Origin of the sequence: Glycocaulis albus (assembly GCF_014639075.1) — a bacterium.
Lineage (GTDB): Bacteria > Pseudomonadota > Alphaproteobacteria > Caulobacterales > Maricaulaceae > Glycocaulis > Glycocaulis albus.
Map to the genome: position 1 here is coordinate 94,555 of NZ_BMFS01000011.1, position 12,013 is coordinate 106,567.

Annotated in this window: 12 protein-coding genes; 11 read left to right on the forward strand and 1 reads right to left on the reverse strand. The window is 63.1% G+C overall.

The features are described 5' to 3' along the window. Positions 1–32: 32 nt before the first annotated feature. The 4 genes from sdhC to IEV75_RS11700 are packed head-to-tail and all read left to right on the forward strand — an operon-like array spanning position 33 to position 3,415. Positions 33–428 carry a succinate dehydrogenase, cytochrome b556 subunit gene (sdhC, locus tag IEV75_RS11685; protein ID WP_188452750.1) on the forward strand — a complete coding sequence of 132 codons (396 nt, stop codon included), beginning with the start codon at positions 33–35 and terminating at the stop codon, positions 426–428. Continuing rightward, positions 428–805: a succinate dehydrogenase, hydrophobic membrane anchor protein gene (sdhD, locus tag IEV75_RS11690; protein WP_188452751.1), complete on the forward strand. Its 378-nt coding sequence runs from the start codon at positions 428–430 to the stop codon at positions 803–805. Before sdhC ends, sdhD begins: the two co-directional genes overlap by 1 nt. Positions 806–817: 12 nt before the next feature. Continuing rightward, positions 818–2,608 carry a succinate dehydrogenase flavoprotein subunit gene (sdhA, locus tag IEV75_RS11695; protein ID WP_188452752.1) on the forward strand — a complete coding sequence of 597 codons (1,791 nt, stop codon included), beginning with the start codon at positions 818–820 and terminating at the stop codon, positions 2,606–2,608. Between the two features lie 27 nt (positions 2,609–2,635). Further along, positions 2,636–3,415, forward strand: a complete 780-nt coding sequence (locus tag IEV75_RS11700; protein ID WP_188452753.1) for a succinate dehydrogenase iron-sulfur subunit — start codon at positions 2,636–2,638, stop codon at positions 3,413–3,415. A 202-nt stretch (positions 3,416–3,617) separates the two neighbouring features. Here IEV75_RS11700 and IEV75_RS11705 read toward each other — a convergent pair whose 3' ends face one another. Beyond that, complete coding sequence (locus tag IEV75_RS11705; protein ID WP_188452754.1) at positions 3,618–3,917, reverse strand: GIY-YIG nuclease family protein; 300 nt, start codon at positions 3,915–3,917, stop codon at positions 3,618–3,620. Positions 3,918–4,196: 279 nt separating this feature from the next. Between IEV75_RS11705 and IEV75_RS11710 the strand changes: the two genes are divergently transcribed. From IEV75_RS11710 to IEV75_RS11740, 7 genes are all read left to right on the forward strand, one after another. Further along, the gene (locus tag IEV75_RS11710; RefSeq protein WP_188452755.1) at positions 4,197–4,778 is read left to right on the forward strand and encodes an LOG family protein; all 582 of its coding nucleotides are present in this window, start codon (positions 4,197–4,199) and stop codon (positions 4,776–4,778) included. A gap of 17 nt (positions 4,779–4,795) precedes the next feature. Next, positions 4,796–5,869 carry a peptide chain release factor 1 gene (prfA, locus tag IEV75_RS11715; RefSeq protein ID WP_188452756.1) on the forward strand — a complete coding sequence of 358 codons (1,074 nt, stop codon included), beginning with the start codon at positions 4,796–4,798 and terminating at the stop codon, positions 5,867–5,869. 261 nt (positions 5,870–6,130) lie between these two features. Then, the gene (prmC, locus tag IEV75_RS11720) at positions 6,131–6,970 is read left to right on the forward strand and encodes a peptide chain release factor N(5)-glutamine methyltransferase (RefSeq protein ID WP_188452757.1); all 840 of its coding nucleotides are present in this window, start codon (positions 6,131–6,133) and stop codon (positions 6,968–6,970) included. Between the two features lie 267 nt (positions 6,971–7,237). Further along, positions 7,238–7,924 (forward strand): DUF4167 domain-containing protein, encoded by a 687-nt coding sequence (locus tag IEV75_RS11725; protein WP_233351849.1) that lies wholly within the window; start codon positions 7,238–7,240, stop codon positions 7,922–7,924. Positions 7,925–8,213: 289 nt separating this feature from the next. Then, positions 8,214–10,832, forward strand: coding sequence for an ATP-dependent chaperone ClpB (gene clpB, locus IEV75_RS11730; protein ID WP_188452759.1), 2,619 nt, complete (start codon positions 8,214–8,216; stop codon positions 10,830–10,832). Positions 10,833–11,051: 219 nt separating this feature from the next. After that, positions 11,052–11,471: an MAPEG family protein gene (locus IEV75_RS11735; protein ID WP_188452760.1), complete on the forward strand. Its 420-nt coding sequence runs from the start codon at positions 11,052–11,054 to the stop codon at positions 11,469–11,471. Beyond that, entirely contained in the window at positions 11,468–11,818 is a 351-nt protein-coding gene (locus tag IEV75_RS11740) for an ArsC/Spx/MgsR family protein (protein ID WP_188452761.1), read from the forward strand. The genes IEV75_RS11735 and IEV75_RS11740 overlap by 4 nt, the downstream gene beginning before the upstream one ends. The last annotated feature ends 195 nt before the right edge of the window (positions 11,819–12,013 follow it).

Consider the following 12,013-nt stretch of genomic DNA (forward strand, 5'->3'; position numbering starts at 1 on the left):
CACGGTTCTATCGAAGGCGGAAAGCTACGCCCATGGCGACCAATTCAACACGGCCCCTCTCGCCCCATCTGCAAAACTGGCGCTGGCACGCCACCATGGCCTCTTCCATCCTGCACCGCGCGACAGGCGTCGCGAACTATATCGGCGCGGTACTGGTCTCGGTCTGGCTGGTCCTGCTGGCCGCCGGGCCGGAAACCTATGCGGTCTGGGAAGAGCTTAACGCCGGACCCGTCGGCATTCTCATCACGCTCGCCCTTGTCGGCTTCACCTTTTCGGTGAGCTTCCACCTGCTCAACGGCATCCGCCACCTCGTCTGGGATGCGGGGATCGGGTTTGACGCGAAGGGCTCGAACCTGCGCTCCATCCTCATCATGGCCGGCGCGGTGATCATCACGGCCGGTATCTGGATCGCGGGAGGGCTTCTGTAATGAGTGATTTCCGCACCCCTCTGGCGCGCGTGCGCGGCCTCGGCTCGGCCAAATCCGGCACCGGCCATTTCATTGCCCAGCGCGTCAGCGCGATTGCGCTGGTCGTGCTGATGCCGCTCTTCCTCATTAAGCTCGCGAAGAATGCAGGCGCAGGTTACGCGGAGGCCGCCGCCTGGGTGGGCTCACCGCTCGGCGCCATTCTCACCCTGCTGGCCATGACTGCGGCGCTTTACCACATGCGCCTGGGTCTCCAGGTCGTGATCGAGGACTACATCTATCGTCCGGCAACCAAGGCGGCCCTCCTGATCCTCAACACCTTCGTGGCGGCTGGGCTGTGGATCGCTGTCCTCTATTCCGTACTTGCGCTGGCGCGCTAGGAGCAGGTTTCGATGTCTGAATACAAATGGATCGACCACTCGTTTGACGTTGTCGTTGTGGGCGCGGGCGGTTCGGGCCTGCGCGCAGCGCTCGGCGCGGCGCAAGCCGGTCTGAAAACGGCCTGCATCACCAAGGTCTTCCCCACGCGCTCCCACACGGTTGCAGCCCAGGGCGGTATCTCGGCCAGCCTCGGCAATATGGGCGAGGATGACTGGCGCTGGCACATGTATGACACCGTCAAGGGGTCTGACTGGCTGGGCGATCAGGACGCGATCGAATATCTCTGCCGTGAGGCCCCGGCCGCCGTGTACGAGCTGGAGCACTGGGGCGTGCCCTTCTCGCGCACCGAAGAGGGCAAGATCTACCAGCGCGCCTTTGGCGGCATGACACGCAATTACGGCGAAGGCCCGGTGCAGCGCACCTGCGCGGCGGCTGACCGTACCGGGCACGCCATCCTTCACACGCTCTATGGCCAGTCGCTTCGCCACTCGACCGAGTTCTTCATCGAGTATTTCGCGCTCGACCTCATCATGGATGAGGACGGCGCCTGCCGGGGCGTCACCGCCTGGAAGCTCGATGACGGCACGCTGCACCGCTTCCGTGCGCAGAAAGTCATTCTGGCAACCGGCGGCTATGGCCGGGCCTATTTCTCCGCCACCAGCGCCCACACCTGCACCGGCGATGGCAATGCCATGGTGCTGCGCGCAGGGCTTCCCTTGCAGGATATGGAGTTTGTCCAGTTCCACCCGACCGGCATTTATGGCGCGGGCTGCCTCATCACCGAGGGCGCGCGCGGCGAAGGCGGGTATCTGACCAATTCCGAAGGCGAGCGCTTCATGGAGCGCTATGCCCCGTCGGCAAAAGACCTCGCCAGCCGCGATGTGGTCTCACGTTCGATGACGATCGAGATCCGTGAAGGGCGCGGCGTCGGCCCGAACAAGGACCATATCTTCCTGCACCTCGATCACCTTGATCCCAAAGTGCTGCACGAGCGCCTGCCGGGCATTTCGGAAAGCGCGAAAATCTTCGCCGGTGTCGATGTGACGCGCGAGCCGATCCCGGTCCTGCCGACCGTCCACTATAATATGGGCGGCATCCCGACCAATTATCACGGCGAAGTCCTCACCAAAGTCGGCGGCGATCCGGACCATGTCGTGCCCGGCCTGATGGCCGTCGGCGAAGCGGCGTGCGTGTCGGTACACGGCGCGAACCGGCTCGGTTCCAACTCGCTGATCGATCTGGTGGTGTTCGGCCGGGCGGCCGGCCTGCGCTGCGCGGAAACCACTCAGAGCGGCGCCAACCAGCCCGAACTGCCAAAAGATGCAGGCGATGCGACGCTTGCCCGCCTCGACCGCTTCCGCAACGCCAATGGCGGCACGCCGACGGCGAAGCTGCGCCTCGACATGCAGCGGGCCATGCAGGAAAACTGCGCCGTCTTCCGCACGCAGGACGTGCTGGATGAGGGCGTGGAGCGTATCGCCAAGGTTGTCTCCGGCTCTGGCGACATTGCGATCAAAGACCGCTCCATGATCTGGAATACGGATCTGGTTGAAGCCCTCGAGTTCGACAATCTCATCGCGCAGGCTGCCGTCACCGTGAACTCGGCAGCGGCCCGCACCGAGAGCCGCGGCGCCCATGCGCGCGAGGACTTCCCCGAGCGCGATGACAAGCAATGGATGAAGCACACGCTTGCCTGGTATGAGGAAAAGACCGGCAAGGTCACGCTTGGCGACCGCCCGGTGCACGAATACACGCTCTCCAACGACATCGCCTATATCGAGCCCAAGGCTCGGGTCTACTAGACCGCTCGCAAACGGGACACGAAACGCATGGTCCAGCTGACGCTGCCGAAAAACTCGCAAGTCAAAAAAGGCAAGGCCTGGCCGAAGCCGGAGGGCGCGGAAAACACCCGCACCTTCAAGGTCTACCGCTATGACCCCGATACGGGCGAGAACCCGCGTTGGGACACCTATCAGGTGGACATGGACCGGTGCGGCCCGATGGTGCTGGACGCGCTCTTCTTCATCAAGAACGAGATCGACTCAACGCTGGCCTTCCGCCGTTCCTGCCGCGAGGGGATTTGCGGTTCATGCTCGATGAATATTGGCGGGCGCAACACCATCGCCTGTACCGCCGCCATCGATGACTATAAGGGCAGCGTCACCATTTCGCCCCTGCCCCACCAGCCGGTCATCAAGGACCTCATTCCCGACCTGACCAATTTCTACGCCCAGCTGACGAGCATCAAACCCTATCTCCAGACCACGACCCCGACCCCGCAAGGGGAATGGCGCCAGTCTATCGAGGACCGGGAAAAGCTGGACGGGCTCTACGAGTGCATTTTGTGCGCCTCATGTTCGACCGCCTGCCCGTCCTACTGGTGGAATTCCGACAAGTATCTGGGACCGGCCGCGCTCCTGCAGGCCTATCGCTGGATCGCCGACAGCCGCGATGAGGCCACCGGCGAGCGCCTCGATGATCTGGAAGACCCGTTCAAGCTCTATCGCTGCCACACCATTATGAATTGCACCAATGTGTGCCCGAAGGGGCTGAACCCCGCCAAGGCCATCGGCCATATCAAGGAATTGCTGGTGGAGAGGCAGGGTTAGTTTCCTCTCCCCGCGTTTCCACTGTCCCACCTTGCGTTTTCCCGACGAAAGTCGGGATCCAGAGGATCCGTTCGACTGGGCACCGGCTTTCGCCGGTGAAACGCATTAGATGGGCAAGAGGGATGCGTTGCAGACCCAAAAAGAGACTGGGCACCGGCTTTCGCCGGTGAAACGCGTAATAGGGAAACGCAAATAGGGAAGATCAAAACCAGTCCTGATACAGATCCCGCCAGTCAGGATTGCCCGCCTCGATCAGTTCCAGCTTCCAGCGGCGCTTCCATTCCTTGATCTGCAGTTCACGCTTGATGGCGGCAGCCATGAGATCATGGAACTCGTACCAGACCAGCAGTGTCACCCCATACTTGCGGGTGAAGACAGAGCCGGCACCCTCCTTATGGTCCCAGATGCGCTTGATCGGCGAGGACGTGGAGCCGCAATAGAGCGTCCCATTGCGCTGACTCGCCATCAGGTACACGCACGGCTGAAACGGCTCATCGCGCATGACTTTGAGCTTATGCGCGCAAGGTTAGCATGAAAACCACTAGCTCGCGTTTCCCTCTCTCCTGCGTTTTCCCGACGAAAGTCGGGACCCAGAGGAACCGTTCGACTGGGCACCGGCTTTCGCCGGTGAAACGCATGAGATGGCCAAAAGGGGATGCGTTGCGGACCTAAAAGAGACTGGACCCCGACTTGCGTCGGCGAAACGCAAAGAGAGGTGAACCCCGGTGGAGAAGGCCAATCCCCCTTCCCCGAATCTCCGCCTGCCGCTACACACCTGCCCATGAAATCGATCTGTGTGTATTGCGGGGCGAGCCCGGGCGGTCATCCCGCCTATGCCGAAACGGCGCAGGCTGTGGGCTTTCATCTCGCCAGTGAAGGCTACCGCCTCGTCTATGGCGGCGGGCAGGTAGGCCTGATGGGCGTGCTAGCCGATGCGGCCGTGGATGCCGGCGGCGGCGTCACCGGCGTGATCCCCGATTTTCTCCATCATCGCGAGATCGCCCATCCGCGCGTGGCCGACATGCGCATCGTGTCGTCCATGCATGAGCGCAAGCATGTGATGGCCGAGGAGTCTGACGCCTTCATCGCCCTGCCCGGTGGCATCGGCACGATGGAAGAGCTGTTCGAAATCTGGACCTGGAGCGCGCTCGGCCGTCACACAAAGCCGGTCGGGCTTATCAATGTGAACGGCTATTATGATGGCCTGCTGGCCTTTCTCGACCGGATGCAGGCCGATGGTTTTGTACAAGCCCGCCACCGCGCCATGCTGTTTTCAGGCGATGATATCGCCGCTCTGCTCGCGAGCATGGCCGATTACAATCATCCCGGCATGATTCCCTCGCTTGAACGCGCGCGCATGTAGGGTGTATCGCCAGTCCCATGCGCTTGCCCGACCAGAAACTTGAACAGATTCTCGACCGCTTCGACCAGATCGAGGCGCGCCTTGGCGCGGCCAGTGATGGCGAGGAGATCGTGCGCCTGTCGCGCGAGCACTCCGAACTGAAAGAGGTGACCGAAAAGGCCCGTGAGCTGAAAGCCGCGCGCGTCAGCCTTGCCGAAGCCGAAACCATCATCGCCGAGGGCGGTGACAAGGACATGGCCGAGCTGGCTCAGGAAGAGCGAGCGGAGCTCAAAGAGCGCATCCCGGCGCTGGAGCGCGCTCTGCAGCTCCTCCTGCTGCCCAAAGACAAGGATGACGAGGCGAGCGTGATCCTTGAAATCCGCGCCGGCACGGGCGGAGACGAGGCCGCGCTCTTTGCCGGCGATCTTTTCCGCATGTATGAGCGCCACGCCTCCAAGCAGGGCTGGAAAGTGGAGGTGCTGTCGGCCAGTGACTCCGAGGTCGGCGGCTACAAGGAAATTATCGCCTCGGTCAATGGGCGCGGCGTGTTCGGCAAGCTGAAGTTTGAATCCGGCGTGCACCGCGTGCAGCGCGTGCCGGAAACCGAAGCCGGCGGGCGTATTCACACCTCTGCTGCCACGGTCGCAGTGCTGCCCGAACCGGAAGATGTCGACATCCAGATCCGCGACGAGGATATCCGCATCGACACGATGCGCGCCTCCGGCGCAGGCGGCCAGCACGTCAACAAGACGGACTCGGCGGTGCGAATGACCCACTTGCCAACCGGCATTGTGGTCATCAGCCAGGAAAAATCCCAGCACCAGAACCGTGCCATCGCCATGCAGGTGCTCAAGACCAAGCTTTACGAGAAAGAGCGCGCCGAGAAGGACGCGGCGCGTGCGGCAGAGCGTAAAGGCCAGGTCGGCTCCGGCGACCGGTCAGAGCGCATCCGCACCTATAATTATCCGCAAGGCCGGGTGACCGATCACCGCATCAATCTGACGCTCTACAAGCTGCCCGAGATCGTGTCGGGCGAGGCGCTGGGCGAGGTGATCGATGCGCTGCTGGCCGAAGATCAGGCCGCGCGCCTTGCCGCCATGGATGAGGGATAGGGGTTTTTCTCTCTCACGGTGTTTCCGGTGTCTCCCCCCGTTTACGGGGGGAGTGGCCCGAAGGGCCGAGGGGGGGAAGGATTATCGAAACAAGCTCCCCCCTACGTCAGCTTCGCTGCCGTTCGTCGCTTCGCGTCTCACCCCGCCGTAAACGGGGGAGGACAGGGCCTGACCAATCGCGTTTCACCGGCGTAAGCCGGTGCCCAGTCTTATTTCTGGATCCCGGCTTGCGCCGGGAAAACGAAAAAGAGAAAACGGTTCATGATCCCCACCCCGCTCAACGCTGCCACACAGCGCCTCGCTGCCGCCGGCATAGAGGATGCGCGCGAGGATGCGCGCGCGCTTCTGCGCCATGCGCTCGGGCTGGATGCGGCCGGTATGATCGCGCGGGGACAGGCAATCTTGAGCGAGGAGGAGACTGCCCGCTTCGAGGCATTGATCGCCCGGCGCGCCGCCCGCGAACCCCTCTCCCAGATCATCGGTTCGGTGGGTTTCTGGACGCTGGACCTCATCGTCACCCGCGATGTCCTCTCCCCGCGCAGCGACACAGAAACACTGGTGCGCGCGGCGCTGGCGCGAATCACGGACCGCAGCGAACAGCTGAAAATCCTCGACATCGCCACCGGCTCCGGCGCGATTGCGCTGGCGCTGCTATCGGAATTGCCGGACGCCGGCGCCATCGCCACCGATATTTCGGCCGCCGCACTGGAAATCGCAGAAGCCAATGCGGCACGCAGCGGGCTTTCCGGGCGCATCAGCTTCTGCCAGACCAGCTGGGCGGACGGGGTGAACGGCCCGTTCGATCTTCTGGTCTGCAATCCGCCCTATATCGACCCTGAGGTGATCGCCACGCTGGAGCCGGAAGTGCGTGATTTTGAACCTGTTCTGGCGCTCGATGGCGGGCCGGGCGGGCTGGCCCCCTACCCGCACCTGCTACGCGAGGCCCGCCGCCTGCTCAATCCCGGCGGCCATGCCCTGTTCGAGATCGGCCATGATCAGGGCGCGCCGGTGCTGGAACTGGCACGCGCAGCCGGGTTTGAAAACGCCCTTATACTTGCCGACCTTGGCGGCAATGACCGGGTACTGGCCGTTCGCAACTGAAAAAGACTTGGAATTGATGCGCAGATGAGTCTAGGTTGCCCTTGATACAGCGATTGTGGCGCGCCGGAACGGGGCTGTTACAACTGAAAAGTGGCATGCGCCTCCCGCTGTAATACCGGCTCTCATCTTGCAGAGACATGTGGCACCGCCAGTCTGGTGCGTCATGGCTTGGCGCAACGCGACCCCCGGCACGGGCCCGCAGGATAAGGCCAGATACGGACAGGTATCCGACAAGATGACGGTCACCAGATGAGGACCCAGCACGACATGAAGCGTCAACGCGGCCGCGGGCGTAAGCCCAATCATAATCAGGGCAATCGCAATTTCGAAAGCAATGGGCCGGACGTGAAGATCCGGGGCAATGCTGCCCATATCTACGAAAAATACCTCCAGCTCGCGCGCGACGCCTCCTCCTCCGGCGACCGGGTCATGGCGGAGAATTACTACCAGCACGCCGAGCATTATCTGCGCATTCTACAGGTCATCCAGCCGCGCCGCGAAGAACGCGACAACAGCCATAATGATGATGACAGCGATGACGGGGATGATGGCGACAGCCGCAACACCCATCAGTCGCGGAACAATTCCGGCGACGGCGATCATGCAGACCGCAATGACGGCCAGAACAATCAGCGCCAGGGCGGCAACCAGCAGGGTGGTGAGCGCCAGCCGCGCGGCCGCCGGCCCAGCCGGCGCAACGAGAATGCCGGCCAGCAGGCCGCCTCTGACGGTCAGAGCCGCAAGGATGACGGCGACGGCCAGCCCGATCCGCTGCGCATGGTCGATCCCGGTTCTGCGGAGAACGCGCCCGTGACCTCCAACGGCGAGGAGCAGTCTGGCGGCGACGCCCCGCGCCCCGCCCGCACACGGCGTCCGCGCCGTTCGCGCGCCGATGCCGAGGCCGAAGCGGCCCTGAAATCCGCCTCCGGCGATGATGCCGACGCGGCGGCTTAGACCTGACGTCAGCCCGCCCGGGTTTCATCCCATCGCGTTTCACCGGCGTAAGCCGGTGCCCAGCCTTGTTCTGGATCCCGGCGTCCGCCGGGAAAACGCGGGTGGTTGGTGAGAACCGCCGGTTCACGGCCTGGCTGGACCCACCCCCCACGATTTTATCTCCCTCCAGCTTGTGTGGTCTCGATGCCACACCTACATGCATGTCATCAGGGATGGCGGGCTGTGCCTCGAAGAGGGCGGTTCCACCCAACCCCTTGTCTCGCTGCCCTTTTTCAGGAGACCTGAAGGCATGAATTTCGACACCTATACCGACCGTGCGCGCACTGTGATCCAGACCGCACAGGGCCTCGCCATGAAGGCGAAGAACCAGCAATTCTCCCCCGAGCACGTCTTTCGCGCGCTGATGGAGGAGGAAGGCGGGCTCGCCCCCAATCTCATCAATGCCGCGGGCGGGCGCGCAGAGCTGGCGGCCGATCTCGCCAAACGCGCCGTCGATGCCCTGCCCAAGGTGGAAGGCGGGTCCGGCCAGCTTTATCTCGCACCGAAGGCCGCCGAAATCCTCTCCGCTGCCGAAGAGGCCGCGAAGAAGGCTGGAGACCAGTATGTGACGGCCGAGCGCCTTCTGCTGGCCATGGCGATCACACCCGGCACCGCGCCGTTCGATATATTGAAGCAGGCGGGCGTTACCCCGCAGACGCTCAACACCGCGATCAATGCGCTGCGTCAGGGCCGCACTGCCGACAGCGCCTCGTCTGAAGACAGCTATGAGGCGCTGAAGAAATACGCGCGCGATCTCACCGAAGTCGCCCGCAAGGGCAAGCTCGACCCGGTCATTGGCCGGGATGAGGAGATCCGGCGCACCATTCAGGTGCTCTCCCGGCGCACCAAGAACAATCCGGTCCTCATTGGCGAACCCGGCGTCGGCAAGACGGCGATCGCAGAGGGCCTGGCGCTGCGCATCGTCAATGGCGATGTGCCCGAAAGCCTTAAAGACAAGCGCCTGCTCGCCCTCGACATGGGCGCGCTGATCGCGGGCGCGAAATATCGCGGCGAGTTCGAGGAGCGGCTCAAAGCCGTTCTCTCTGAGGTCACCAGCGCGGATGGGAAAATCATCCTTTTCATCGACGAGATGCACACCCTTGTCGGCGCCGGCAAGACCGATGGCGCGATGGATGCGTCAAACCTCCTCAAACCCGCCCTGGCGCGCGGTGAGTTGCACTGCGTCGGCGCCACCACGCTCGATGAATACCGCAAGCATGTGGAGAAGGACGCGGCACTCGCCCGCCGCTTCCAGCCTGTCTTCGTCGACGAGCCGAGCGTGGAGGACACGATCTCCATCCTGCGCGGCCTCAAGGAGAAGTATGAGGTGCATCACGGTGTGCGCATCGCCGATGGCGCCATCGTGGCGGCTGCCACTCTCTCCAACCGCTACATCACCGACCGCTTCCTGCCCGACAAGGCCATCGATCTGATGGACGAGGCCTCGGCGCGCCTGCGCATGCAGGTGGATTCCAAGCCCGAAGAGCTCGACGAGCTCGACCGGCGCATCATCCAGCTCAAGATCGAGGGCGAGGCGCTCAAAAAGGAATCCGATGCTGCCTCGAAAGCGCGCCTTGAAGCGCTCACGAAAGAACTCTCAGACCTCGAACAGCGCTCTGCCGAGATGACGGCGGCCTGGCGCGCGGAGAAAGACAAGCTCGCCTCCTCCACCCAGCTGAAGGAACAGCTCGACCAGCTTCGCGCCGAGCTCGCCAATGCCGAGCGGCGGGGCGATCTGGGGCGGGCCTCCGAGATCAAATATGGCCGCATCCCCGATCTTGAGCGCCAGCTCGCCGAGGCCGAAAAGGCGGGCGAGGCCAATGGCAAGGGCGCTCTGGTGCAGGAAGTCGTCGACGAGGAGCAGATTGCCGCGGTCGTCTCGCGCTGGACCGGCGTGCCGGTCGACAAGATGCTCGAAGGCGAACGGGCAAAACTCCTGAAGATGGAAGAGGGCCTGCATGCCCGCGTGGTCGGTCAGGACGAGGCGGTCGCCGCCGTGTCCGACGCGGTGCGCCGCGCGCGGGCGGGCCTGAAAGACCCAAGCCGCCCTATCGGCAGCTTCCTCTTCCTCGGGCCCACCGGGGTCGGCAAGACCGAACTGACCAAAGCCTTGGCCGAGTTTCTCTTCGATGACGAAAGCGCCATCACCCGGCTCGACATGAGCGAATACATGGAGAAGCACTCGGTTGCCCGCATGATCGGCGCGCCTCCGGGTTATGTCGGCTATGATGAGGGCGGGGCGCTGACCGAAGCCGTTCGCCGCCGCCCCTATCAGGTGATCCTGTTTGACGAGGTGGAAAAGGCCCACCCGGACGTGTTCAACGTGCTCCTGCAGGTGCTTGATGATGGCCGCCTCACCGATGGCCAGGGCCGTACGGTCGATTTCCGTAACACGCTCATCATCATGACCTCCAATCTCGGTTCGGAATATCTCCTCTCCGGCTCGGTGGAGGCCGCAAGGCCGCAGGTGATGGAGGCGGTACGGGCGAGCTTCCGGCCTGAATTCATCAACCGGATCGACGAGACGATATTGTTCCAGCGGCTGGAGCCGCAGCACATGGGGGCGATTGTCTCGATCCAGCTGAAACGGCTTGAAAATCTCCTGAAAGACCGCCGCATGACGGTTTCTCTGGATGAGCAGGCAAGGCAATGGCTCGCCGAGAAGGGCTATGACCCGGCCTATGGCGCAAGGCCCTTGAAGCGCGTGATCCAGAAGGAGCTGCAGGACCCGCTCGCCCGCCTGATCCTGGAAGGCACAATCAATGATGGCGACGAGGTGAAGGTCTCTGCCGAGGCCGGATCGCTGACCATCAATGGCCGCGCGGTTAGCCGCTCTGCCCTGCCGCCGGCAGAGGCCGTGATCCAGTAGGGGTTCCCCGAAACCCCCGTGCTTCGAGACGGCTTCTGACGAAGCCCCTCAGCATGAGGGCGTGTGCTGCTTTTCCCTCATCCTGAGGGTGAGCGAAGTGAGCGTCTCGAAGGACGAGGGAAAAGCACCCACCTCAAATCCCTTCCCGTTTGCGCAGAGTCGCGCTTATCTCTCCTGACCAGAGGGCGCCAGACGCCCCGGACGGGAGGAGACGAGACCATGTATCAATCCATGATGGTGCCCTTGCTGGCCCTTGTGTGCTGGACGCTGGTGATGTGGCTGTGGATGTATGCCACGCGCATTCCGGCCATGCAGAAAGCCAAAATCAACCCGGCGCGCATGAAGGAAAAGTCCGAAATGGACGTGCTGCCGCGCAGCGTCCGTCAGATTGCGGACAACCATAACCATCTGCACGAACAGCCGGTCATTTTCTACGCGCTTGTCACCTACAGTCATCTCGTCGGCGTTGGTGATGCGATCAATATCGGCTTTGCCTGGACCTATGTGATCCTGCGCGTCATCCACTCGCTGGTGCAGGGCACGATCAACTTCATTCCGTTGCGCTTTGGCATCTACGCGCTCGCCACGATCTGCCTGTTTGTGATCGCCATCCGCAATCTGATAGCATTGCCGGTATGAGCATAACCGTATACGGACTGAAAAACTGCGAGACCTGCCGCAAGGCCATGACCGCACTTGAAGAAGGCGGGCGCAGGCCCGCCTTCGTGGATATTCGCGCCGAACCGTCTGTGAGCGGACTCATCCCCGGCTGGATCAAGGCGGTGGGCGAGGCAAAAATCATCAACCGCGCTTCCATGACCTGGCGCAAGCTCTCCGATGCCGACAAGGCGCGGGCCGATGATGCGGGCAAGCTCGCTGCCCTGCTCGACGAACACCGCACACTGATCAAGCGCCCGGTCATCGCGACGGCTGATACCGTCCATGTCGGCTGGACCAAGGATGTGAAAGAGGTGTTGGGGGGCTGATCTCAAGGCGCTGGAAATCCGGCCAACACCCCCTCCACCGGGGTCGCGGCCCCGACGGCGGACCCAGATTCCAGGTATCAGGCGGGGCTTTCTGGGCCCCGGCTCGGGGACCGGGGCCCCGGCTTGGTTGCCGTGTCGAAATATCTGCCAGTTTGCCGCTGCCCTCTCCACCGGGGCCCCGGTCCCCGAGCCGGG

Coding starts and splice junctions, on each gene's coding strand:
- sdhC (WP_188452750.1), top strand. CDS start 33: ATGGCGACCAATTCAACACGGCCCCTCTCGCCCCATCTGCAAAACTGG.
- sdhD (WP_188452751.1), top strand. CDS start 428: ATGAGTGATTTCCGCACCCCTCTGGCGCGCGTGCGCGGCCTCGGCTCG.
- sdhA (WP_188452752.1), top strand. CDS start 818: ATGTCTGAATACAAATGGATCGACCACTCGTTTGACGTTGTCGTTGTG.
- IEV75_RS11700 (WP_188452753.1), top strand. CDS start 2,636: ATGGTCCAGCTGACGCTGCCGAAAAACTCGCAAGTCAAAAAAGGCAAG.
- IEV75_RS11705 (WP_188452754.1), bottom strand. CDS start 3,917: ATGCGCGATGAGCCGTTTCAGCCGTGCGTGTACCTGATGGCGAGTCAG.
- IEV75_RS11710 (WP_188452755.1), top strand. CDS start 4,197: ATGAAATCGATCTGTGTGTATTGCGGGGCGAGCCCGGGCGGTCATCCC.
- prfA (WP_188452756.1), top strand. CDS start 4,796: ATGCGCTTGCCCGACCAGAAACTTGAACAGATTCTCGACCGCTTCGAC.
- prmC (WP_188452757.1), top strand. CDS start 6,131: ATGATCCCCACCCCGCTCAACGCTGCCACACAGCGCCTCGCTGCCGCC.
- IEV75_RS11725 (WP_233351849.1), top strand. CDS start 7,238: ATGAAGCGTCAACGCGGCCGCGGGCGTAAGCCCAATCATAATCAGGGC.
- clpB (WP_188452759.1), top strand. CDS start 8,214: ATGAATTTCGACACCTATACCGACCGTGCGCGCACTGTGATCCAGACC.
- IEV75_RS11735 (WP_188452760.1), top strand. CDS start 11,052: ATGTATCAATCCATGATGGTGCCCTTGCTGGCCCTTGTGTGCTGGACG.
- IEV75_RS11740 (WP_188452761.1), top strand. CDS start 11,468: ATGAGCATAACCGTATACGGACTGAAAAACTGCGAGACCTGCCGCAAG.